General features: G+C 59.4%; 18 protein-coding genes. 12 read left to right on the forward strand and 6 right to left on the reverse strand.

The features are described 5' to 3' along the window. Window positions 1-276: 276 nt before the first annotated feature. The 5 genes from ACZ89R_RS02355 to ACZ89R_RS02375 all read left to right on the forward strand — a co-directional run bounded on the left by ACZ89R_RS02355 (window position 277) and on the right by ACZ89R_RS02375 (window position 8,939). Window positions 277-3,324: an autotransporter domain-containing protein gene (locus ACZ89R_RS02355; protein WP_429546841.1), complete on the forward strand. Its 3,048-nt coding sequence runs from the start codon at window positions 277-279 to the stop codon at window positions 3,322-3,324. Window positions 3,325-3,347: 23 nt separating this feature from the next. Then, window positions 3,348-5,060: a polyurethane esterase gene (locus ACZ89R_RS02360; RefSeq protein ID WP_429546840.1), complete on the forward strand. Its 1,713-nt coding sequence runs from the start codon at window positions 3,348-3,350 to the stop codon at window positions 5,058-5,060. Window positions 5,061-5,157: 97 nt separating this feature from the next. After that, window positions 5,158-7,011, forward strand: a complete 1,854-nt coding sequence (locus ACZ89R_RS02365; RefSeq protein WP_429546839.1) for a polyurethane esterase — start codon at window positions 5,158-5,160, stop codon at window positions 7,009-7,011. A 282-nt stretch (window positions 7,012-7,293) separates the two neighbouring features. Then, window positions 7,294-7,659, forward strand: coding sequence for a hypothetical protein (locus ACZ89R_RS02370; RefSeq protein ID WP_123494668.1), 366 nt, complete (start codon window positions 7,294-7,296; stop codon window positions 7,657-7,659). A 74-nt stretch (window positions 7,660-7,733) separates the two neighbouring features. Next, a complete protein-coding gene (locus ACZ89R_RS02375; protein WP_429376493.1) occupies window positions 7,734-8,939 on the forward strand; it encodes an acetyltransferase domain-containing protein in 1,206 nt (401 codons plus the stop codon). A 162-nt stretch (window positions 8,940-9,101) separates the two neighbouring features. On the opposite strand, the gene ACZ89R_RS02380 is transcribed toward ACZ89R_RS02375, so the two are convergent. Then, window positions 9,102-9,326: a YgdI/YgdR family lipoprotein gene (locus ACZ89R_RS02380; RefSeq protein ID WP_123494670.1), complete on the reverse strand. Its 225-nt coding sequence runs from the start codon at window positions 9,324-9,326 to the stop codon at window positions 9,102-9,104. 208 nt (window positions 9,327-9,534) lie between these two features. Here ACZ89R_RS02380 and ACZ89R_RS02385 point away from each other — a divergent pair, with 208 nt between their 5' ends. The 3 genes from ACZ89R_RS02385 to ACZ89R_RS02395 all read left to right on the forward strand — a co-directional run bounded on the left by ACZ89R_RS02385 (window position 9,535) and on the right by ACZ89R_RS02395 (window position 15,488). After that, window positions 9,535-11,202, forward strand: coding sequence for a VRR-NUC domain-containing protein (locus ACZ89R_RS02385; protein ID WP_123494671.1), 1,668 nt, complete (start codon window positions 9,535-9,537; stop codon window positions 11,200-11,202). Next, a complete protein-coding gene (locus tag ACZ89R_RS02390; RefSeq protein ID WP_429546838.1) occupies window positions 11,199-13,466 on the forward strand; it encodes an ATP-dependent DNA helicase in 2,268 nt (755 codons plus the stop codon). The genes ACZ89R_RS02385 and ACZ89R_RS02390 overlap by 4 nt, the downstream gene beginning before the upstream one ends. 99 nt (window positions 13,467-13,565) lie before the next feature. Then, entirely contained in the window at window positions 13,566-15,488 is a 1,923-nt protein-coding gene (locus ACZ89R_RS02395; RefSeq protein WP_123494673.1) for a hybrid sensor histidine kinase/response regulator, read from the forward strand. A gap of 133 nt (window positions 15,489-15,621) precedes the next feature. Here the strand turns inward: ACZ89R_RS02395 and ACZ89R_RS02400 are convergent, their stop codons facing one another. The 3 genes from ACZ89R_RS02400 to ACZ89R_RS02410 all read right to left on the reverse strand — a co-directional run bounded on the left by ACZ89R_RS02400 (window position 15,622) and on the right by ACZ89R_RS02410 (window position 18,335). Continuing rightward, window positions 15,622-16,098 carry a hemerythrin domain-containing protein gene (locus ACZ89R_RS02400; RefSeq protein ID WP_192344671.1) on the reverse strand — a complete coding sequence of 159 codons (477 nt, stop codon included), beginning with the start codon at window positions 16,096-16,098 and terminating at the stop codon, window positions 15,622-15,624. 223 nt (window positions 16,099-16,321) lie between these two features. Next, entirely contained in the window at window positions 16,322-17,668 is a 1,347-nt protein-coding gene (locus ACZ89R_RS02405) for a cation:proton antiporter (RefSeq protein WP_123494675.1), read from the reverse strand. A 55-nt stretch (window positions 17,669-17,723) separates the two neighbouring features. Further along, entirely contained in the window at window positions 17,724-18,335 is a 612-nt protein-coding gene (locus ACZ89R_RS02410) for a Yip1 family protein (protein ID WP_429543159.1), read from the reverse strand. A gap of 172 nt (window positions 18,336-18,507) precedes the next feature. On the opposite strand from ACZ89R_RS02410, the gene ACZ89R_RS02415 reads away from it, so the two are divergent. The 3 genes from ACZ89R_RS02415 to ACZ89R_RS02425 are packed head-to-tail and all read left to right on the forward strand — an operon-like array spanning window position 18,508 to window position 19,989. Further along, window positions 18,508-19,020 (forward strand): CinA family protein, encoded by a 513-nt coding sequence (locus ACZ89R_RS02415; protein ID WP_007902338.1) that lies wholly within the window; start codon window positions 18,508-18,510, stop codon window positions 19,018-19,020. After that, window positions 19,017-19,535, forward strand: a complete 519-nt coding sequence (locus ACZ89R_RS02420) for a hypothetical protein (protein WP_429546837.1) — start codon at window positions 19,017-19,019, stop codon at window positions 19,533-19,535. The genes ACZ89R_RS02415 and ACZ89R_RS02420 overlap by 4 nt, the downstream gene beginning before the upstream one ends. Before the next feature lie 7 nt (window positions 19,536-19,542). Beyond that, complete coding sequence (locus tag ACZ89R_RS02425) at window positions 19,543-19,989, forward strand: DUF421 domain-containing protein (protein ID WP_429546836.1); 447 nt, start codon at window positions 19,543-19,545, stop codon at window positions 19,987-19,989. Between the two features lie 128 nt (window positions 19,990-20,117). On the opposite strand, the gene ACZ89R_RS02430 is transcribed toward ACZ89R_RS02425, so the two are convergent. Beyond that, window positions 20,118-20,975 carry an SDR family oxidoreductase gene (locus ACZ89R_RS02430; protein WP_429546835.1) on the reverse strand — a complete coding sequence of 286 codons (858 nt, stop codon included), beginning with the start codon at window positions 20,973-20,975 and terminating at the stop codon, window positions 20,118-20,120. Between the two features lie 195 nt (window positions 20,976-21,170). Here ACZ89R_RS02430 and trbK point away from each other — a divergent pair, with 195 nt between their 5' ends. Beyond that, window positions 21,171-21,344 (forward strand): entry exclusion lipoprotein TrbK, encoded by a 174-nt coding sequence (trbK, locus tag ACZ89R_RS02435; RefSeq protein ID WP_429546834.1) that lies wholly within the window; start codon window positions 21,171-21,173, stop codon window positions 21,342-21,344. 78 nt (window positions 21,345-21,422) lie between these two features. Here the strand turns inward: trbK and ACZ89R_RS02440 are convergent, their stop codons facing one another. After that, window positions 21,423-22,577: a MalY/PatB family protein gene (locus ACZ89R_RS02440; RefSeq protein ID WP_429546833.1), complete on the reverse strand. Its 1,155-nt coding sequence runs from the start codon at window positions 22,575-22,577 to the stop codon at window positions 21,423-21,425. Between the last annotated feature and the right edge of the window lie 112 nt (window positions 22,578-22,689).

The raw sequence follows: 22,689 nt of genomic DNA on the forward strand, positions 1-22,689 counted from the left end.
GCCCTAATACCAGTCAGTTGACGGAGATTTGGACGCTGAAGATCCATTGTGGCGAGGGAGCTTGCTCCCGCTCGGCTGCGAAGCAGTCGCAAAACAGGCGCCTGTGTTCTGACTGGGTCTGCGCGGTGGCAGATTCGGGGCCGCTACGCGCCCCAGCGGGAGCAAGCTCCCTCGCCACAGGTGCGATGTTTCTCTCTAAAAACCGTAACTGACAGGAATTGAGGCTTGCCCCCTGGCCACAAGGATTTTTGCAACACAACTAAGGACGGTAGCTCGATGAATAACAAGTACAACAACCTTGCCTTGCTCTGCGCATTGGCCACCCTGGGCACCGCACACGCGGCGCCCTACGTGGAAAACGGCAGGACAGGCGATCCCGATAGCTGGCGCAACACAGAGTTCAACGCCGATTGGGGGCTGGGGGCGATCAATGCTCAGGAGGCCTACGCCGCCGGTTACACCGGTAAAGGCGTGAAGCTGGGGATTTTCGATCAACCGGTTTACGCCTTGCACCCGGAGTTTTCCGGGGCCAATAAAGTGATCACGCTGGTCACCAGCGGCATCCGCGAATATACCGACCCGTATATTCCGGTCAAAGCAGGGGATGCCTTTCTGTATGACGGTTCGCCCTCGGTGGGCTCCAACGGCAAACTCGGTGCCCACGGCACCCACGTTGGCGGGATCGCTGCGGGCAGTCGCGATGGCGGGCCGATGCACGGCGTCGCCTTTGGTGCGCAAATCATCAGCGCCGACAACGGCGACCCGGGCCCGGAAGACGGCATTATTCGCGGCAACGACGGCGCAGTGTACAAGGCCGGTTGGGATGCCCTGATCGCCAGCGGCGCGCGAATCATCAACAACAGCTGGGGCATCGGCATCACGGATCGCTTCGACCTCGGTGGCCGCGACCCGGCGTACCCGCACTTCACCGTGCAAGACGCGCAACTGCAGTTCAACGAGATCCAGACCTTGCTCGGGACCAAACCCGGTGGTGCCTACGACGGCGCCATCGCGGCGGCCCGCAGTGGCATCGTGACGATCTTCGCCGCCGGCAACGACTACAACCTCAACAACCCGGACGCCATCGCCGGCCTCGGTTACTTCGTCCCGGAGATCGCGCCGAACTGGATGACCGTCGCCGCGTTGCAGAGAAATCCGGATACCAGCAGCCCCGACCCTTACAACATCAGTACGTTTTCGTCACGCTGCGGCTACACCGCGAGTTTCTGCGTGTCGGCACCGGGCAGCCGCATCTACAGCTCGATCATCAGCGGCACCAATGCCGATGATCTGACCACCGGCTACGCCAATTACAACGGCACCTCCATGGCGGCGCCGCACGTTGCAGGCGCGGTGGCGGTATTGATGGAACGCTTCCCGTACATGACCGGCGCGCAAGTCGCCAGCGTGCTGCGCACCACCGCCACCGACCTCGGCGCACCCGGCGTCGACTCGCTGTACGGCTGGGGCATGATCAACCTGCGCAAAGGCATCGATGGCCCGGCGATGTTCGTGACCGAGCAGGACATTCCCGAGGAATTCCGCATCGACGGCGCCTACGGCTCCAGCCAGTTTGTCGCGGACTTGCCGGGCATCGGCGCGATCATCGACGCCGGCAAACCCACCGAGCGCTTATGCAATGACGTGCATTGCGGGCTCGACGTCTGGCGCAACGACATTTCCGGCCATGGCGGCCTGACCAAGCAGGGCATCGGCACGCTGGTGCTGACCGGCGCCAACACCTACGCCGGCCCGACCCTGGTCAATCAGGGCCGATTGGCGATCAACGGTTCGCTGCTGTCAGCCGTCACCGTCAATGACAGCGGGATCCTCGGCGGTAACGGCAGCATCGCGGCGCTGACCGCGAAAAGCGGCGGTACCGTGGCGCCTGGCAACTCCATCGGCACCTTGCAGGTGGCGGGCGACGTGACTTTCGAGCCTGGCTCGACCTACGCCGTAGAGCTGTCGCCCACCAGCAGCGACCAGATCATTGCCGGCGGCAAGGCGATCATCGAGGGCGCAACCGTCAGCCTGTCCCTGGAAAACAGCCCGACATTGCTGACCACCAGCGAAGCGAAATCCCTGCTCGGCAATCAGTACAACATTCTGCAAGCGGCCGGTGGGATCGAAGGGCGCTTCGGTGCGGTGGTGCCGGACTACCTGTTCCTCGGCGGCACTCTCGATTACTCGGCTGGCGGCATTCAACTGGCGGTGGTGCGCAATGCGACCTCCTTCACCGGCGTTGGCCAAACCCCGAACCAACGCGCCGTGGCCGCTGCCGCCGAGCAATTGGGCGCAGGCAATCCGCTCTACGAAACCTTGCTGCTGTCGCCGACCGCCGCTGTCGCACAACAAGCGTTCCAGCAACTCTCCGGTGAGATTCATCCGGCAATCGGCACGCTGCTGATCAACGACAGTCGTTACCTGCGCGATGCGGTCGGCGAGCGTCTGCGTGAGCATGATTTGTTCGACGCCGGGGCACCCACCGATGACCGCAGCAACGCCTGGCTCAAAGTGCTCGGCGCCTGGGGCAAGAGCGATGGCGGGCATGACAACGCCAGTTCCAACAGCTCCATCGGCGGGCTGCTGGCCGGTGTCGATGGCTTGATCACTGAAGAAACCCGACTGGGTTTCGTCACCGGTTATAGCGACAGTTCATTGAGCATGGGCGATGGCACACATTCGTCGGCCTCGGTCGACAGCTACCACTTGGGTGCGTACCTGGGCCATGAAATCGACGCGTTGCGCCTGAGCGTCGGTGGCGCTTACAGCTGGCATCGCATCGACGTCAAACGTGACCTGCAATTTAACGGTGTCAGCGGCAAGCAGAAATCCAAACGCGATGCGACCTCCGCGCAACTGTTCACCGAAGCGGCGTATCGCCTGGATCTGCAACCGATCGCTCTGGAGCCATTCGTCAATCTGGCCTACGTGCACTTGAACACTGAAAGCTTCAGCGAAAAAGGTGACGCCGCCGCACTCAAGGGCGGTGAAAACAACCGCGACGTGGTGCTTTCGACCCTTGGCTTGCGGGCGAGCAAAGCCATTGCGCTGTCCGACCAGCGACAGCTGGAACTGTCCGGCACGCTCGGCTGGCAGCACAACCTGAGCAACACCCGTTCCGAAGACCACTTGGCCTTCGTCAACGGCAACACCGCGTTCAGCGTGCAAAGCGTGTCCATGGACCGCAATGCCGCGGTGGTCGGTGCCCGTGCCGGATTGGCGCTGGGCCGCGATACCCGTTTGAGCCTGGATTACAACGGGCTGCTCGGCTCCCGGGAAAAAGACCACGGCGTGGGCCTGACCCTGGACTGGCAGTTCTGATTTGATGCAAAGGAAGCAAGCACATGGGACTGTTTGATTACAAAAATGCCGGCAGTGAAGCCGGCAAAGCGCTGTACTCCGACGCGATCGCGCTGACGCTCTACGCGTACACGCCAACCGGCCAGCCACTGCCGGCAACTGCTTGGGCGCCGATTGGCGCGGCAGCGTTGGGCTATCAGGGCAACGTCGGGGCGCAAGGCACTTTCTATGGCGAGAAGGACGGCTTCACCAGCGCCGAAGCCGAAGTGCTCGGAAAATACGACGGGGCAGGCAAGCTGATCGGCATCGGTATCGCCTTCCGTGGTACCGGTGGCCTGGGGTACAGCGACACCTTCGGCGACATGAAAAACAACCTGCTGGCCGCGGTCGGTCCGGTGGATTACGCGACGAACTACGCGAAAAACGCCTTCGACACTTTGCTCAAGGACGTCGCCGCGTTCGCCATCGCCCACGGCTTGAGTGCCAAGGACGTGCTGGTCAGCGGGCATAGCCTTGGCGGGTTAGGGGTCAACAGCCTGGCGGAGTTGAGCGGCAATAATTGGGGCGGTTTTTTCAAGGACGCCAACTACATCGCCTTCGCCTCGCCGACCCAAAGCGCCACCGGCAATAACGTGCTGAACATCGGCTATGAGAATGACCCGGTGTTTCGAGTGCTCGACGGCACCACCTTCAGCAGTGGCTCGCTGGGCAAGCACGACGGTCATCAGGCGTCGGCGACCAACAACATCGTCAACTTCAATGACCAATACGCCTCCACCGCGCAGAACCTGGTGCCATTCAGCATTCTCAATCCGTTGAACTGGTCGGCCCACGGTTCGTTGGGCTATGCCGACGGCTTGAACCGGGTGATCGACTCGCGCTTCTACGACCTCACCGACAAAGACTCGACGCTGATCGTGTCGAACCTGTCGGAATCGTCCCGAGGCAGCATCTGGGTCGAGGACCTGGGCCGTAGCGGCGAGCCGCACACCGGCAGCACCTTCATCATCGGCACTGACAGTAATGACTGGCTCAAGGGCGGCGCGGGCAATGACTTCATCGAAGGCCGAGACGGTAACGACCGGTTCCGCGATGACGGTGGCTACAACCTGCTGCTGGGCGGCAAGGGCAGCAACACCTTCGAGCTGCAGAAGCCGTTGCAGAACTTCAGCTTTGCCAACGATGGCGACGGCACGCTGTACGTGCGCGACGCCTACGGCGGCATCAGCCTGACCCGCGATATTGGCGCGCTGGTGAGCAAGGAATCGGGCTCGTGGTGGGGCAGCAAGGAGGTGACCTACAACGTCACCGCCAACGGTTTGCTCAACGGCACCGAACTGACCCACTACAACCACTCGCTCAATGGCGATGGCTATGGGGATGGGAATGGCAACACGCTGGTGGCCAGTGTCGACGGTGACTGGCTGTTCGGCAACGCTGGTGACGACCTGCTGCGCAGCGACAAAAACCACGTGACCTTCGTCGGTGGCGCGGGCAATGACGTGATGCAGGCCTCGGGGGGCGGCAACAACACCTTCCTGTTCAGCGGCGCCTTCGGCTTCGACGCGATCAATGGCTACCAGGGCAGCGACAAACTGGTGTTCATGGGCGTCCAGGGCGCGGGGCAGGGTTATGACTACGCCCAGCACGCGACCCAGGCCGGCAACGACACTGTGCTCAAGATTGGCGATTACGCCGTAACGCTGGTGGGCGTGGGTCTGGATAATCTCTCGGCTTCGGGAATTACCTTCGCGTAAAGGCTGCATGCACTAAATGCTCCGGGGCGCCTCGTCAGTGAGGCGTCCTGGTTGTGAGCTATCTCTGACAATTCCAACAAAGAGAGAGGCAATACCAATGGGTGTGTATGACTACAAAAACTTCGGCACAGCAGACTCCAAGGCGTTGTTCAGCGACGCCATGGCGATCACGCTGTATTCCTATCACAACCTCGACAACGGTTTTGCCACCGGTTACCAGCAAAACGGCTTCGGCCTGGGCTTGCCGGCAACCCTGGTCACCGCGCTGATCGGCGGTACCGATTCCCAGGGCGTCATTCCCGGCATTCCCTGGAACCCCGATTCGGAAAAGGCTGCTCTCGAAGCCGTGCAAAAAGCCGGCTGGACGCCGATCACCGCCGCGCAATTGGGCTATGACGGCAAGACCGACGCTCGCGGAACCTTCTTCGGCGAGAAGGACGGTTACACCAGCGCCCAAGTGGAGATCCTCGGCAAGTACGACGCCCAGGGTCATCTCACCGAAATCGGCATCGCTTTTCGCGGCACCAGCGGCCCGCGAGAAATCCAGATAGGTGATTCCATCGGCGACGTGATCAACGATCTGATGGCGGCGTTGGGGCCTAAGGATTACGCAAAAAACTACGCGGGCGAAGCCTTCGGCAATCTGCTCGGTGACGTTGCAGCATTTGCCCAGGCCAATGGGCTGTCGGGCAAGGACGTGCTGGTCAGCGGCCACAGCCTCGGAGGGTTGGCGGTCAACAGCCTGGCGGACTTGAGCAGCGATAAGTGGTCCGGTTTTTACCAGGATTCCAACTACATCGCCTACGCCTCACCGACCCAAAGCAGCAGCGACAAAGTGCTGAACATCGGTTATGAAAACGACCCGGTGTTCCGCGCCCTCGATGGCTCGTCGTTCAACCTGGCCTCGGTAGGCGTGCACGATGCCGCGAAGGATTCGACGACCGATAACATCGTCAGCTTCAACGACCACTACGCCTCGACGGCGTGGAACGTGTTGCCGTATTCGATCCTCAACATTCCCACCTGGATTTCACACTTGCCCACCGGTTACGGCGACGGCATGACCCGCGTGCTGGAGTCGCAGTTCTACGACCTGACCAGCAAAGACTCGACCATCATCGTCGCCAACCTCTCGGACCCGGCTCGCAGCAACACCTGGGTCCAGGACTTGAACCGCAACGCCGAAACCCACAAAGGCAGCACCTTCATCATCGGCAGCGATGGCAATGACCTGATCCAGGGCGGCAAGGGTAACGACTATCTGGAAGGCCGCGACGGCAACGACATCTTCCGCGATGGTGGTGGCTACAACATTCTGTTGGGCGGCAAGGGCAGCAACGTGCTGGACCTGCAGGAGTCAGTGAAGAACTTTGTCTTCGCCAATGACGGTGCCGGCAACCTGTACGTGCGCGACGCCAATGGCGGCATCAGCATCACTCGCGACATCGGCAGCATCGTCACCAAGGAACCGGGTTTTCTCTGGGGGGGGTTCAAGGATGACGTGACCCACAGCGTCACCGGCAATGGCCTTGTGACCGGCAGCAACCTGACCCAGTACGCCTCAAGCGTGAAGGGCACGACCGGCGCCGACACCCTCAATGCGCACGCAACCGGCGACTGGATGTTTGGCTTCGATGGCAACGACCATTTGCTCGGCAGCACCGGCAACGACGTGTTTGTCGGCGGGGCGGGTAATGACCTGATGGAGTCGGGTGGCGGGGTCGATACGTTCCTGTTCAGCGGCGCGTTTGGCCAGGATCGGGTGGTGGGTTATCAAGCCAACGACAAACTGGTGTTCCTCGGCATTCAGGGCGTTGCGCCGAACGATGACTACCGGGCCCATGCCACGGCGGTGGGGCAGGATACGTTGCTGACGTTTGGCAGTGATTCGGTGACTCTGGTGGGTGTCGGGCTGGACAGTTTGGCCGGTAGCGCGATTGTGATCGCCTGAGGGTAGCAGGGCGCCTGTCAGGGCCCTATCGCGGGCAAGCCCGCTCCCACAGTGGTTGGTGATGTTCACAAAATCTGTGTCCGCATCAAATCCCTGTGGGAGCGGGCTTGCCCGCGATGAACGATAACGCGGTAAACCTGCCTGTCTAAGTGACCCACCGGTCACTCTCGAACTTCAATACCTGCACCAACAGAAATCTGGCACTAAACAATCAGTCCACATGCACGTTATACTATAACGCATGAGCTGCATGCCGCCCTTGAGTACAGGAGATTTTGCAACGTGAGTAACAGCAAGAGGTACACCTTCGGGCTGGCGCTGGCCTTTATATCGGCAACCGCCGCCGCAGAACTGCCTCAAAGCTCGATTCTGACCCGTTACGGGGTCACCTCCGATCAACTGCCAGAACCGGCCGCGATCGAAACCGCCAAACCCATCGAAGAAAAAACCCGCTTTCAAATCCAGCCGGAACAGCCCTGGGTGACAGTGCGCCTGGGCGACGGTAAACAACCGGAGAAAACCGGCAATATCAGTATAGATCGTTCGATGCAGCAGGAACGGGAGCGTTGCCAGCGGATGCAGGAACGACTGATGCTGAAAGGAGGGCAGTCCTTTTCCTGCGATAACAGCATTCCAGGGATTCACTGAGCAATAACCGCAACGGGCGTTACCAGGCTGAAGCAACAGGGCTGAGCCCACTGACCACGACATGAGTGACTGATATGACCCTATCCACAAGCGTGGCGGGGCAGGCGGGAAGTGTTTCTTCTGCGCTTGCTTGCAGCGCTGCAAAAACCAACACCCGGATGCTCGCCATCGATGCCCTGCGCGGCTTTGTCATGCTCTGCATGCTGGTCGACCATGTGCGGGAAACCTTTTTGCTGCACCGCCAGGTGACCGACCCGATCGACGCCTTGAGCGTGACCCCGGACCTGTTCTTCACCCGACTGCTGAGCACCCTCTGCGCCCCGGTGTTCATCTTCCTCACCGGTTTGTCGGCCTGGCTCTACAGCCAGAAACACACGGCCAGCGAGACGTCGGTGTTCCTGCTCAAGCGCGGGCTGTTCCTGGTCTTCCTGGAGCTCACATTCGTCTGCTTTGCGTGGAACGCCGAGTTCCCGCCCAAGACGTTGTGGTTGCAAGTGATCTGGTGCATCGGCATCTGCATGATCGTGCTCGCCGGGTTGCTGCACTTCAAGCGCGGCTGGTTGATCGTGCTCGGGGTGGCGATTGTCGCCGGGCACAACTTGCTCGATGGCGTGACCGTGGGGCCGGAGTCGCCGTTCTACGTGCCGTGGTCGATCCTGCATCAGCGAGTGTTCATCGACATCACCGAGTTCACCCGGGCTCGCACCACGTATCCGGTGTTGCCGTGGATCGGGGTGATTCTGCTGGGCTGGGCCATCGGGCCATGGTTCGGCAAGGACATGGAACCAGCGGAGCGGATTTCGCGGTTGCTGAAAGTCGGCTGCGGCCTGCTGGTGGCCTTCGTGTTCATCCGCTACTTGAATGTTTATGGCGAGAAGCCTTGGGTGCAAACCGGTGAGTCGCTGCGCACGTTCATGAGTTTCCTGAGCGCGAAGAAGTACCCGCCATCGCTGATGTTCCTGATGCCGACGCTTGGTCTGGGATTGATTCTTTTGGCGTTGTTCGAGAAAGCTCAGGATCGCTGGTCCACCGCGACCTTGGCGATCTACGGCGGTGCGCCGATGTTCTTCTATTTGCTGCACCTGTACGTGCTCAAGGCGATGTACTTGATGGCCGTCGCGATCTGGGGCACCAATCAGGGCACTTATTACGGCTTCGACAACCTGCCTATGGTTTGGCTATGGAGCGTGATCCTCGGGGTGTTGCTGTTCTTCCCGACGCGCTGGTTCGCCAACCTCAAACAGCGCCGTCGCGACATCGCGATTCTCAAATATCTCTGATCAAAGACTGCGTCCGCCGGGAAGTTTGAGCGACGAAGAACCTGTGGGAGCGTGGCTTGCCCGCGAAGAACGATGACGCGTAATACCTGACAAACCGCGATGAATTTTTCGCGGGCAAGCCACGCTCCCACAGGATATTCGTCGTTTAGCCCGTTCAGAAGATCAGTCTTCCTTGCGAACCGTGGCCACGTCATCGGCCCGGACTTTCACCTTCGCCCCGGAAATATCTTCAAACTCAAAGAAACCGTCCTCGGTTTTGGTATTCGGCATGTCCTTGGTCAAATACTGAGTTCCGTTCTGCAGGGTAACAACCGTTGGCGTCGAGCAACCGGCCAGGGCCAGAAAGGCCGCTACCGCCAAGGGCAAACCCAGAGTCTTGATCTTCATACACACCTCTCCTTACTCAATAAAAACAGCGCGAACGCCTCGCTTGAGGTCAATCGTCACTGTGCCTCTAACGCGGTTGGTGCGATGGAATGGCAGAAAGTTCGATGGTCACCCGAAAATTGTCGGATAGCGTCGCCACTGATCCTTTTCCGTTTGCACCGGGTGGGGCATAGCTGGTATCTGTACGCATAACCAGTACTCGTTTGCCATGGCCCTATTGCCCGTGATTGTAAATCCTCTCGATGATCCGTTCTATTACTTGAACAACTTCATGCAAGTGCTTGATTGGCTTGAACATCGTTATGCCGATGTATTGAGCCTCGAGGAACAGGATTTCATCCGCGACTTCAATCGATTGCCCCGCGAGTCCCAAGCCTTGCTGGTCAGACTGGTGATGCGCAAGGGTGTGCATTTCAGGGCCGGCAAACTGAGTTACGTCGAGATCGGCGACATCGACAACGCTGCGGCGCCGTTGCTGGCATCGGGCTGGATCGATGAGCAGTCGCCATTGCACATCGAGGACTTGTTCGAGGTGTTGCTCAAGGCCGAGATTCTCCAGTGCCTTGGCGGCGCCATCGATCAGCCCAAAGGCAAAAAGACTGATTGGCTGCCGGCCCTGAGCGAGCAGTTTCCCGAAGCACACAGTTTTGCCCAATGGTGTCCGGCACTGAATGATCGATTGTTCAGCCTGACGGTCATGGGCCTGTGCGACCGATTGCGGCTGATGTTCTTCGGCAATCTTTACCAGGACTGGTCGGAATTCGTGCTGGCCGACCTGGGCATCTTTACCTACGAAAAAGTCGAGTTCTGCGCCGAGTCCCGCGGCTTGCGCAGTCGCGAGGACGTCGATGCCTGCCTGTTTCTGCACAGCTGCCAGCAGCGTTTCGAGGCCGGTGAAGACGTGGCGGCGATTGTCGAGCTGATCAACGGGCTGCAGTTCGACAATCCCTGGCTGCAAAAACGTCGGGGCAAGTTGCTGTTCCAGATCGGTCAGCACTGCGAGCGCGTCGCGGATTTTTCCACTGCCCTGAACCTCTACCGCCAATGCGCCTACCCCGGCGCGCGTCTGCGGTTGATTCGCGTGCTGGAGCGCTGTGCTGAATACCAACTGGCGATGGACCTGGCCATCCACGCCGAGCAAGCCCCTGAAAGCGCTGCCGAGCATCAGCATCTATCGCGTGTGCTGCCCAGACTGCGGCGCAAACTGGGCGGGCCGCCGATCAAGCGGCCACCCCCTCGGGCCATGCAGCGTCTGGACCTGCAACTGCCCCGGCACGATCCGGCGTTGTCGGTGGAGTCTTACGTTCAGGCACACCTGGCGGACGATTCGGCGCCGGTGCATTACGTCGAGAACAGCCTGATCAACTCACTGTTCGGGTTGCTGTGCTGGCCGGCGATCTTCGCGCCGTTGCCGGGGGCGTTTTTTCACCCGTTCCAGCGCGGTCCGGTGGACCTGCTGAACGAAGATTTTCATGCGCGGCGCGTGGATCTGTTCCAGGCCTGCCTCGCGGAACTCGATGACGGGCGTTATGTGCAAACCGTGCGCGAGCGTTACAGCGCCAAGTGGGGCGTGCAATCACCGTTCGTATTCTGGGGGGCGCTGAGCGAGGAACTGCTGGAGCAGGCGCTCGACTGTCTGCCCGCCGAACACCTCAAGCACTGGTTCAATCGCCTGCTGCTCGACATCAAGGCCAACCGCGCCGGCATGCCGGACTTGATCCAGTTTTGGCCGCAAGACAAAACCTACCGGATGATCGAAGTCAAAGGCCCCGGCGATCGGCTACAAGACAATCAATTGCGTTGGCTGGAATTCTGTCACGAGCACCAGATGCCGATCGCCGTGTGCTACGTGCAATGGGCGGAGCAGGGCGCGTGAGCTACAGCATTGCGGTGCGGGCGCTGTGTGAATTCACCGCCAAGGTCGGCGACCTCGATCTGCGCTTTACCCCGTCGCCAACCGCACTGGAAGGCATCGTTGGGCATCGCACCGTAGCCTCACGGCGTAGCGAGGGTTACCAGAATGAAGTCGCGCTGGAGGGCCAGTATCGAACCTTGACGGTGAAGGGCCGGGCGGACGGCTACGATCCGGTGCAAAACTGCCTCGAAGAAGTTAAAACCTACCGTGGCGACCTGAGCAAGCAACCGGCCAATCACCGGCAGTTGCACTGGGCGCAGGCGAAGATCTACGGCGCGTTGATGTGCCAGAAACTGCAGTTGGAGCAGATTAATCTGGCGCTGGTGTACTTCGATATCGTCAGCGAAAAGGAAACCTGCCTGGCCGAGGCCTTCAGCGCCGCCGAACTACAGCTGTTCTTCGAACACCATTGCGGGTTGTTCCTGCACTGGGCCGAACAGGAAATGGCCCATCGCGAAGGACGCAATCTGGCGGCGCAACAGCTGGCATTTCCCCATGCCGACTTTCGTCCCGGGCAACGGCACCTGGCCGAGTCGGTGTTCAAGGCGGTCAGCACCGGTCAGTGCCTGATGGCCCAGGCACCGACCGGCATCGGCAAGACCGTTGGCACGCTGTTCCCGATGCTCAAGGCCTTGGCGCCACAGCAATTGGACAAGGTGTTCTTTCTCACAGCGAAAACTCCGGGGCGCAAATTGGCGCTGGACGCCGCGCAGGTCATCCTCGACAGTGCCGATGCTCCACCCTTGCGAGTTCTCGAAATGATCGCCCGGGACAAGGTTTGCGAGCACCCGGACAAGGCCTGCCATGGCGAGTCCTGCCCGTTGGCCCAGGGTTTTTATGATCGTTTGCCGGCCGCGCGTCAGGCCGCCAGCCAATTGAGTCTGCTGAACCAGAGCGCCTTGCGCGAGGTTGCCCTGCAGCATGACGTTTGTCCCTACTACCTGAGCCAGGAAATGGCCCGCTGGGCGGACGTGGTAGTCGCCGACTACAACTACTATTTCGACTTCAGTGCGCTGCTGTTCGGGCTGGCCCAGGCCAATAACTGGAAAGTCGCGGTGCTGGTGGACGAAGCCCACAATCTGGTGGAGCGCGGCCGGCAGATGTACAGCGCCAGCCTTGATCAGGCGACGTTGAACAGCGTGCGAAAAAACGCGCCCGAGACACTGAAGAGATCCTTGCAGCGGGTCAATCGCGAATGGAACGCCTTGCATGATCAGCAACTCAGTCCCTATCAGGCCTACGACAAAGCCCCGGAAAAACTGCTTCAGGCGCTGTCCTTATGCTGCGCGAGCATCGGCGACTACCTGAATGATCACCCTCAGGGCCTGGACAGCGGGTTGCAGAATTTTTACTTCGACATGCTGCAATTCGGCCGTGTGGCTGAACTGTTCGATGAACATTTCCTGTTCGACATCAGCAAACGTGACCTCGAGCGCAAGCGCAACCTGTCGCAACTGTGCCTGCGCAATGTGGTGCCCGCCGCTTTCATTCGCCCGCGCCTGACTGCTGCGCGTAGCGCTGTACTGTTTTCCGCCACCCTGAGCCCTCGGCATTACTACGCCGACTTGCTGGGTACACCGGCGAATACAGTCTGGATTGATGTGGAGTCGCCGTTCAGCGCCGAACAGTTGCAAGTGCACATCGTCAGCCAGATTTCGACCCGCTTTGTCCACCGACAGGCGTCCCTTGAACCCATCGTCGAACTGATCGCCAAACAGTTCACCCAGCGCCCCGGTAATTACCTGGCGTTTTTCAGCAGCTTCGATTATTTGCAGCAAGTGGCACAGTTGCTGGCCGAGCGGCATCCGCACATCACGCTGTGGTCGCAGTCCCGGGGAATGGGGGAAGGGCCGCGTCAGGCCTTTCTCGATCAATTCACCGTCCATGGTCAGGGCGTCGGCTTCGCGGTACTGGGTGGAGCATTCGGCGAAGGCATCGATCTCCCCGGCGCGCGATTGATTGGTGCATTCATTGCCACTTTGGGGCTGGCGCAACTCAATCCGGTCAACGAACAGATGAAACAGCGCATGGCGGCGATTTTCGGTGCCGGGTATGACTACACCTACCTGTTTCCTGGCGTGCAGAAAGTCGTGCAAGCGGCGGGGCGGGTGATCCGCACTCAGCAGGATCAAGGGGTGGTGATGCTGATCGATGACCGGTTTGGCGAGAGCAAGGTCAAGCAATTGCTGCCGTGCTGGTGGTCGATGAAATCGGCGCCTTTTTAGCCTGTTGAGTAGTGTCCTCATCACGTATTGGTTTTTTTGAATTTCCAAACGAGCGGTTTGTCGCATACTCCAGAAGAACAACAATAAGGACAGGGATCCATGAGCGATGACCGGACCAAGACCAATGCCATCGAGGAGATGCGTTTTCGTCTGCTGATTGATGCCGTGGTCGACTACGCGATCTACATGATTGACCCCGATGGCATCATCACCAGTTGGAACGCTGGCGCCAAGCGTTTCAAAGGGTATGAGGAAGCGGAAATTCTCGGCCAGCATTTCTCGCGTTTCTATACCGAAGAGGACCGCAAGGCCGGTTTGCCTCAGCGCGCCCTTGATACCGCCATTCACGAAGGGCGTTTCGAGGGCGAAGGCTGGCGGGTTCGCAAGGACGGCACGCATTTCTGGTCCCACGTCATCATCGATCCCATTCTCGATCCGTCGGGCAAGTTGTTGGGTTTTGCCAAGATCACCCGGGATTTGACCGACCGCAAAATGGCCGAAGAAACCCTCAAGCAAAGTGAGCAGCAGTTCCGGCTGCTGGTGCAGAGCGTCACCGACTACGCCATCTACATGCTCGCCCCGGATGGACGCCTGACCAACTGGAATCTGGGGGCTCAGCGAATCAAGGGCTACCGGCCCGAAGAAGTTATCGGCCAGCATTTCTCGATGTTTTACACCCCTGAAGACCGCGAAGCCGGTGAACCCCAGCGTGCGCTGGAGATCGCTACACGCGAGGGGCGATTCGAAAACAAGGCCTGGCGCGTGCGCAAGGACGGTACGCGGTTTTTCGCGCATGTCGTGGTCGACCCGATTTGGGGCGAAACCGGCACGTTGCTGGGGTTTGCCAAGATCACTCGGGACATCACCGAGGTGACCCAAGCCCAGCAAGCGCTTGAGAAAACCCGCGAAGCGTTGTTTCAGGCGCAAAAGATGCAGGCCATCGGTCAACTCAGCGGGGGGATTGCCCACGACTTCAATAATCTGCTGACCGTTATCCTTGGCAATCTGGAGGTCGTTCGCAAACGTGCGGCGGACGACCCGAGAATTACCCGTTTGCTCGACAATGCCACCCAAGGCGCCTTGCGCGGCGTTTCCCTGACCCAGCGCATGCTGGCGTTTGCCAGGCGTCAGGAACTCAAGACCGAATCCGTTGAGATACCAGTACTGATAGAGGGGATTACCGGGCTGTTGCGCAGCTCTCTGGGGCCTGCGGTGAGCATAGAAACCCGCTTTGCGCCTGGACTTGAACCGGTGATGGCCGACGTCAATCAGCTCGAACTGGCGGTGCTTAATCTGGCGACCAACGCCCGTGATGCCATGCCCGACGGTGGGAAACTTGTCATCAGTGCACAGACAGAAGAGATCTGCGATCAGGCGAAACTCGCCCTGACGCCAGGCCGCTATGTCTGCCTGAGTGTCACGGATATAGGGGAGGGCATGGATGACGCTACCCTGGCGTCGGCAATGGACCCTTTCTTTACCACGAAAGGCGTCGGCAAAGGCACAGGCCTGGGGTTGTCGATGGTTCACGGGTTTACTGAACAACTGGGTGGACGCTTCATCCTCAAAAGCCAGAAGGACGTCGGCACCACTGCCGAACTCTGGTTACCCGTTGCGCTAGCCGACTCGACCACCGAACCCGCTATTGAAGAGGCCGCCATGTCGCGAGTGCCTCGTCTGTGTGTGTTGGTGGTGGACGACGACAGTCTGGTGTTGACCAGTACCAGCCTGTTGCTTGAGGACCTGGGCCATCGGGTGATCAGTGCAGCGTCCGGCGCACAGGCACTGGAGCTGTTCGACAGCGAGCACGACGTTGACCTGGTCATTACGGACATGGTCATGCCCAAGATGAGTGGCGCGCAATTGGCACAGGCTATTCGGGTGATAAGGCCGCACCTGCCGATCATCCTCGCCACCGGTTATGCGGAGCGCCTGGAAGGCTTCGCAGCCAGACTTCCACGCCTGTCCAAGCCCTTTACCCAACTTAATCTGGTGGAAGTCATTGCCTTGGCGATGAAGTGATAGTCGCCATGCCCAGGTCTGCCAGTAGCAGCTGCTACAGGCGAATGCAACCAACAGACTTTCGCTGGCACACTTATGACTCAAATTAATCAAAGGCCCGTCATTCGCCGGGCCTTTGCTATTCGCCAACCTCTCAAGCAGCGAGATTGGGCGCGCCCAGTTCTTTTTTGTAGCGTGCTTTCAGGCTTTCCATTTCTGCACCCAATTCGTCGAGTGTCGTTTTGCCCAGCAGTTTTTTGGCCTGAGGAAACATTTCCTTTTCCTCTTCTTCAATGTGATGTTCCAGCAGCTCCTTGACCACTTTCACGCGACCGGCAAATTCGAGAGTGGAGGGGTCAGTGGTTTTCAGGTCCGGAAGCACCAGCGTATCGACGGTGCGATGTTCTTCCTTGGCTTCGTAATACATCACATCCTGTTCTTTGCCCCCGGCTTTTTTATAGGCCGGGTACAAGACGTCCTCTTCCAGACGGGTATGGATCTTGATTTCCATTTCCAGTTTGGCCAGCAACTCGGTGCGCTTTTTAACCCCACGCTCGGTGGACTCGCTCAACTGGGCCAGGATGCCTTTCACGCGTTCATGGTCGGCTTTCAACAGGTCAATGGCGTTCATGGTCAAACCTCTCGTTTAGTCACAGGTCAGGCGCAAACGGTCTTCCTGCCGTTATCGCTCACACTGTTGGAGCATTTCCCGTGCCTGTTTCAATATCCAATAAAAAGCCAGTGAAAACAGTGGGTTGAAATCGACTTGAAACGGCGTTTGTCGTGCAACCTGCATGAATATCCGTTGCTGTTCAATGCAGGTTGACCGAACGATTGCCTCGCCTGAGAAGGTGTCAGGCGTCCGGTTTATTGCGCCGCTCATAACGGGCCAGCATCGGTTGAGTACTGATGCCATGCGCCAGAATGCTGAGCGCCACTACCGACAACGTCAGGTCAGTGCACAGCGTCGCTGCCGCCGGACCGAGGTCGTGATTCAAGGCGTAGAACAGGTAATAAAAGCTCCCGATCCCGCGAATCCCGAACCAGCCGATCAACAGCCGCTGGCGACCGTCCAGCAAGCGCCCCCACGGCATGAGCCATACACACAAGGGGCGAATGGCACAGAACAACACCAGTGCAACCACCAATGCTCGCCAATCCCAATGGCCCACCAGCACCACGCCCAGCAGGGTGACCAGAAACACTTCCATGGCCCGTTCCACCAGGCTACCGAATGCCAGCATGTCGCCCATCATGATGCCCGCCGCGACTTGGGTTTCTGGCAGATTCGCCACGTCGCCGTGGACGGCAGCCTCAGGTTCGACGTTCTGGTGGCCGACCACCGGTTGCACCAGATGCTCGGCGGGGATCCGTGCGTCGCCGGTGGATTTGACTTCGGCTTGTCGCAACCCCAGGCCGGCGGCGAATACCGACAGAAAGCCATAGCCATGGATCGCTTCGGCCGCGACATAAGCGAGGGCGATCAGGGCCAGGGTCAGGTAATCGTTGGGAGAAATGGTGCTGTCGGCATTGCGGATGCGCATCGACAAGGTCAAGCGACCGATGCCGTGGCCCATCCAGTAACCGGTCAACAAACCGACCGGCACGGCCCACAGCACACTTTTCAATGCCCACTCAGTGAGCCAGGCGTCGCTGTTGCCGCTCTGTTGCACAAATAGCAAGCCGAGGATCACGAAAGGGAAGGCGATGCCGTCGTTGAGGCCCGCTTCACCGGAGAGCCCGAAACGCACCGAGTCGTAATCCCTGGCGTCGTTGACTTGCACCAGCGAGGCCAGTACCGGATCGGTGGGGGCCAGAATCGCCCCGATCAGCAACGACGGCCCCCACGCCAGGGCAAAACCGTAATGCAGTAGCAGGCAGACGCCAATGATGGTCAAGATCATCACCGGTCCCGCCAGGCCGAACGCCACCCGCCATCGAAGATCCTTCAGCGGCAGGCGCAATTTGAGTCCGCAGACAAACAGCGAAAAGAGCACCGCGACTTCCGTCAGGTGCTCCATCCAGATCGCCGCGTCCTTGATGTCCAGCTTCAACAAGCCCAGGCCACCCGGACCGATCGCCACGCCCAGCGCCAGGCACACCGCCGACGTGGTCACCGGCATCCAGCGCAGATAGGACGAGGTCAGTGCCAGGGTCAGCAGCACCGCACCCAACACCGCCACCCATACAATAAAGCTCATGCCCGGTTCTCGGAGGTGTACCGCCGATCGCCGGCGGATGGCGGACTCAGGAAAATCAAATGCCAGTCACGCGCACGTACTCAGGTCCCAGGTAGTTGAACCAGAGCAGAATCATCTCCACCAAAATAGTCACCAGCACCAATAGCCCGACGCCCCATACGCTCGCCGCATTCAGCAGACCTTGCTCCTTGCGCTCGTGCATGAAGATCGGCAAACCGACGAACAGCAGAAACGTTGAATAGAGGGAGGCGGCCCCCAGCACGGTGATCGCCAGCCAGCGACTCGGATAGAGCCCGGCAATACCTGCAAGGAAGAACGGAGTGACGGTGTAGGCGGCAAAACCGATGCACTGATTGACGGTGGGGCGTGAGTCGAAGGTGCGCGACATCCAGCGGATGAACAGCCCCATCAGCACCACGCCGACGATGATGCTCAGGTACAGCAGCCCACAGAGTTGCAGGGCGCTGGCGGCACTGAGTTTGACCGTTTCGTTTTCGGCCAGGCTCCAGCCGACGTAGGTGGTCCCGATAAACAGGCACACGGCGGGAATCAAGGCGAGCAGCAGTAAATGAGCGAGGTAATGGCGCGGATTCGCTTCCTCTTCTTTACGAATATCTGTCCAGACGAAATTGGGCTGAGTGAACAGCCTGACCAAGGGTGCGGACATGTCGACCTCCAGATAGCGAGCGGCCCGGCATAGGGGTCCCCTAAAAGTATTGAGGTGCATCCATCGCCGGGGGTTCATTTTTTATCGGGTGCCTCAAGAGCGGTCGGCTGGAGGGAATGTTTACAAACGGCGAAGGTCAACCGAGCAGTTCCTCTTGTCTGGGTGCCTGGTCATGAACGTCAGCCAATCCGTCGTCGAATATTTGCGGCAACACGACTTGCGACTGACGACGGCCGAATCCTGTACCGCTGGAAAAATCGTAACTTTACTGGCCGAGGTGCCGAACAGCGGGGACCTGATCGAGAGCGGCTATGTGGTTTATTCCTCCGAAGCCAAGCAGCGATTGCTTAACGTCAGCCCCGATACGATCAAAACCTTCAACCTGACCAGTTGCGAAGTGGCGTGCGAAATGGCCTTGGGAGCATTGCGTGACAGCCCCGCCAATGTCGCGGTAGCAACCACCGGCATTTTGGGACCGGAGGATATCGACGGGATTCCCGCCGGCACCGTCTGTTTTGCCTGGGCGTACCAGACCGAGAGAGGGAAGCGCGTATTCACTCACCAGCACCGGTTTTTCGGGTCGCGCAGCCGGGTCCAGTTACTGGCCGCCGAACATGCCTTGAAGCGGGTGTCGTTTTTTCATCAACGTGCATTGGCCGGTGAACAAGGCCAGGTCACACCATGAACGACGAATCGCGCCGCGACGAGCATCACAGCCGTGATTACCCGGTGCACGAAGACATGGCCTATCAGGTAAAGGTCTGGCGATTCGAGCGCTGGGGCTGGTACGTGATGGTGCTGCTGGTGGTGTTGGCGTTGCTCGGCTTGTTTTCCCGTGGCCCGCTCAGCTCCCAAGACGTTCACGGCAGCGATGGCAAGGTACGGGTGGAGTACGAGATGTTCCACCGTCATGGCTCGACCAATCCGATGAAGATCAGTGTGATCGGCCGGCCGGATGCCACGGTTGAACTGGAACTGACCGGGAAACTGCTGGAGGGCTTCGAAATCGAAACCCTCCAACCGGAACCTGTGCGTGCACTCAGTGGCGAGCAGGGCATGAAACTGTGGGTACAAACGGACGCGCAAGGGCAGGCGAGTCTTTACCTGACTTTGCGTGGCGAGGGGCTGGGCCTGTTTCGCAGCCATATCGCCTCGCCCGGTGCAGCCCCCGTCAAGGTGGATCAATTCATTTTCCCTTAGGTGACTTATGGATTCGGTATTGCGCGCGGCCGTGATGTACCTGGCGTTAATGGTGCTGTTCAAAATTGCCGGTCGGCGTTCGCTGGCCGAACTGACGACGTTTGATTTCGTACTGCTGATGATCATCGGCGAGGCGACCCAACAAGCGCTGCTGGGCAATGATTTTTCACTGACCAATTCGGTGCTGGTGATCGTTACGCTGATTGCCATTGACGTCGGCCTTTCACTGCTCAAACAGCGCTCGCAATGGGTGCAACGGCTGATTGATGGCGGGCCGACGATCATTGTCGAAAACGGCAAGATCCTGCACGAGCGCCTGCGCCATGCGCGACTGGTGGAAGCGGATGTCATGGAGGCTGCGCGATCGAGCCAGGGCATTGAAACCCTTGAGCAGATCAAATTCGCCATCATCGAGCGCAATGGCAAGATTTCGGTGATTGCTCAAGAGCCCTGACTCACCGCGATCCCCGTAGGAGCTGCCGAAGGCTGCGATCTTTTGACTTTGATGTCAGCGAAAGCAAGATCAAAAGATCGCGGCCTTCGGCAGCTCCTACGGGCCGAACGCAGGTCATGCCAGTTGCGTCAAAGCATCGGTTTGCCGCCGGTAACGCCATACCGTTGCCCGGTGATGTAGCTGGCTTCATCCGAGGCCAGCAGCACATAGATCGGCGCGACTTCCACCGGTTGGCCGGGGCGGCCGAGCGGGGTTTGCGAGCCGAAGTTTTGCACGTCTTCCTCGGGCATGGTCGATACGATCAACGGCGTCCAGATCGGCCCCGGCGCCACGCTGTTTACCCGGATGTTCTTTGGTCCCAACATCTGTGCCAGGCCGGCGGAAAAGTTGGCAATCGCGCCCTTGGTGGTCGCGTAGGCCAGCAATGTCGGCTTGGGCATGTCGGAGTTGACCGAACTGGTGTTGATGATCGAACTGCCAGGCTTCATGTGTTTCAACGCGGCCTGACAGAGCCTGAACATGGCCGTGATGTTCACATCGAAGGTCATCACCCATTCTTCGTCCGGGATGTCTTCGATGTTTTCGTGGGTCATCTGGAATGCGGCGTTGTTGACCAGAATGTCGATCCGGCCAAAGCGCTCCACCGTTTTATCCACTAGCGCCTGGCAGTGCGCTTTCTGCGCCACATCGCCGGGCAGCAGCAGGCATTGACGACCGGCCTGCTCGACCCAACGTGCGGTTTCCTGCGCATCTTCAGTTTCATTCAAGTAGGCAACCACCACATCCGCGCCTTCCCGGGCGAATGCAATCGCCACTGCACGGCCGATGCCGCTGTCGGCACCGGTGATCAGGGCAATCTTGCCCTCCAGCCGACCCGAACCCTTGTAGCTCTGCTCGCCACAATCCGGGTAAGGGTCCATTTTCATCTGGACTCCGGGGACTGGCTGGTTTTGTTTCGGAAAGGGTGGTTTTGGATAGTCAGTCATCGGGAAATCTCCTCTGTTCAAGGCAAAAGATTCAAGCGGTACCAGCGCTCGTTGAGGGTTGACCCCGGTCTTTTGACTTGAGTTCGGTTGGACTTGCGACGGGTTTAGCGCAGGAGGAGAGCTCGTTGTTCCTGCATACACTCAACTCATGAGTTAGGCTCAATGCGATGCAAGAAACTCGATGAGGAATTGCTCATGAACACCCAATCGCTCGTTGCACTGACACTCTCGTTGGCATGCCTCGCTGGCTGCGAAAACAAATACGATGTGAACGAGAAAAATTGCGAGCCGAAAAACTTCATGAAGCTGCCGGACGATCAGAAGCGGGAAGCCTTCATCAAGGCTTGCTTGGAGCGCATAACGCCTTGAACAGGATTCGATGCTGCGCCTATCGCCCATAAAAAACCCGATGCACAGGCATCGGGTTTTCGGTGTCAACCTGGGGCGTCAGGCTTGGCGGTTACGCAAACTACGCTCCATCCGCGCGATCCCTTCTTCCAGCAGCGCCCGCGGGCAGCCGAAGTTCAGACGCACGAACTGCCGGGCGTGATCGCCGAAATCCAGCCCTGCGCTCAGCCCGACCTTGGCCTGTTCAAGGAAAAACTGCTGCGGGTTATCCAGCCCCAGCGCCGTGCAGTCGAGCCATGCCAGGTAAGTGCCCTGAGGGATGTTCATGGTCACACCCGGCAACCGCGTACGAACCGCCTCCACCAGATAATCCCGATTGCTTTGCAGGTAGGCCATGAGCTCGGTCAACCACGGGCCGCCTTCGCTGTAGGCGACGCGGGTGGCTTCCAGGCCCAGCGGGTTGACGCTGTCGACCATGCCGCAGCGAGCGCTGTTGACCCGATGACGCAGTGCCGCGTCCTGAATGATCATGAACGCAGTCTTCAAACCGGCGATGTTGTAAGCCTTGCTCGCCGACATCAGGGTGATCGTGCGCTTGGCGATCTGCGGGCTGAGCGAGGCGGTCGGAATGTGTACGCGGCCGTCGAAGCACAACTCGGAGTGGATTTCGTCGGAGATGATCCAGGCATCCTGCTCCAGGCAAATGTCGGCGACCGCTTGCAGCTCCTCACGCGGGAAGACCTTGCCCAGCGGGTTATGCGGGTTGCTCAGCAGCAGCGCGCCGCCCCCTTGCAGCGCTTCGCGCAAGGAATCGAGTGGCGTGGCATAGGTGCCATCGGCCAACGCGTCGAAATCCAGTTCGACTTTGTTCAACTGCCAGTGGCCCGGCGCATGGCGCAGCGGCGGGTAGTTTGGCGTCTGCACGACCACGTTCTGCTGCGGCTGAACCAGCGCATGCAGGGCCATGTTGAACCCCGACTCGATACCCGGCAGGAATATCAGCTCCTGAGGTTGCACGCGCCAGGCGTACTTGCTCCACAGGTCGGCGACGATGGCGTCACGCAAGTCATCCTGAGCCACGCTGTAACCGAGCATCGGGTGTTCCAGGCGTTTTTGCAGCGCCTGAATGATCGCTGGTGGCGCGGCAAAGTCCATGTCGGCGACCCACATCGGCAACACGTCGGCCGGGTAGCGGCTCCATTTGGTACTGCCGGTGCCATGGCGGTCGAACACCTGATCAAAATCGAAAGTCATGCTCAGTCTCATAAAAGGCAGGGGGTTAATCCGGTGGCCATGATAAGCGCCAACCTCTGTGGGAGCGAGCCTGCTCGCGATGAGGCTCTTACATTCAATATCGATGTCGCCT

This window comes from Pseudomonas sp. TE3728 (assembly GCF_056279145.1).

What these genes read in the sequence shown, in the direction of transcription:
- ACZ89R_RS02355 (WP_429546841.1), top strand. Translation starts at nt 277, where the DNA reads ATGAATAACAAGTACAACAACCTTGCCTTGCTCTGCGCATTGGCCACC.
- ACZ89R_RS02360 (WP_429546840.1), top strand. Translation starts at nt 3,348, where the DNA reads ATGGGACTGTTTGATTACAAAAATGCCGGCAGTGAAGCCGGCAAAGCG.
- ACZ89R_RS02365 (WP_429546839.1), top strand. Translation starts at nt 5,158, where the DNA reads ATGGGTGTGTATGACTACAAAAACTTCGGCACAGCAGACTCCAAGGCG.
- ACZ89R_RS02375 (WP_429376493.1), top strand. Translation starts at nt 7,734, where the DNA reads ATGACCCTATCCACAAGCGTGGCGGGGCAGGCGGGAAGTGTTTCTTCT.
- ACZ89R_RS02380 (WP_123494670.1), bottom strand. Translation starts at nt 9,326, where the DNA reads ATGAAGATCAAGACTCTGGGTTTGCCCTTGGCGGTAGCGGCCTTTCTG.
- ACZ89R_RS02385 (WP_123494671.1), top strand. Translation starts at nt 9,535, where the DNA reads ATGGCCCTATTGCCCGTGATTGTAAATCCTCTCGATGATCCGTTCTAT.
- ACZ89R_RS02395 (WP_123494673.1), top strand. Translation starts at nt 13,566, where the DNA reads ATGAGCGATGACCGGACCAAGACCAATGCCATCGAGGAGATGCGTTTT.
- ACZ89R_RS02400 (WP_192344671.1), bottom strand. Translation starts at nt 16,098, where the DNA reads ATGAACGCCATTGACCTGTTGAAAGCCGACCATGAACGCGTGAAAGGC.
- ACZ89R_RS02405 (WP_123494675.1), bottom strand. Translation starts at nt 17,668, where the DNA reads ATGAGCTTTATTGTATGGGTGGCGGTGTTGGGTGCGGTGCTGCTGACC.
- ACZ89R_RS02410 (WP_429543159.1), bottom strand. Translation starts at nt 18,335, where the DNA reads ATGTCCGCACCCTTGGTCAGGCTGTTCACTCAGCCCAATTTCGTCTGG.
- ACZ89R_RS02415 (WP_007902338.1), top strand. Translation starts at nt 18,508, where the DNA reads ATGAACGTCAGCCAATCCGTCGTCGAATATTTGCGGCAACACGACTTG.
- ACZ89R_RS02420 (WP_429546837.1), top strand. Translation starts at nt 19,017, where the DNA reads ATGAACGACGAATCGCGCCGCGACGAGCATCACAGCCGTGATTACCCG.
- ACZ89R_RS02425 (WP_429546836.1), top strand. Translation starts at nt 19,543, where the DNA reads ATGGATTCGGTATTGCGCGCGGCCGTGATGTACCTGGCGTTAATGGTG.
- ACZ89R_RS02430 (WP_429546835.1), bottom strand. Translation starts at nt 20,975, where the DNA reads ATGACTGACTATCCAAAACCACCCTTTCCGAAACAAAACCAGCCAGTC.
- trbK (WP_429546834.1), top strand. Translation starts at nt 21,171, where the DNA reads ATGAACACCCAATCGCTCGTTGCACTGACACTCTCGTTGGCATGCCTC.
- ACZ89R_RS02440 (WP_429546833.1), bottom strand. Translation starts at nt 22,577, where the DNA reads ATGACTTTCGATTTTGATCAGGTGTTCGACCGCCATGGCACCGGCAGT.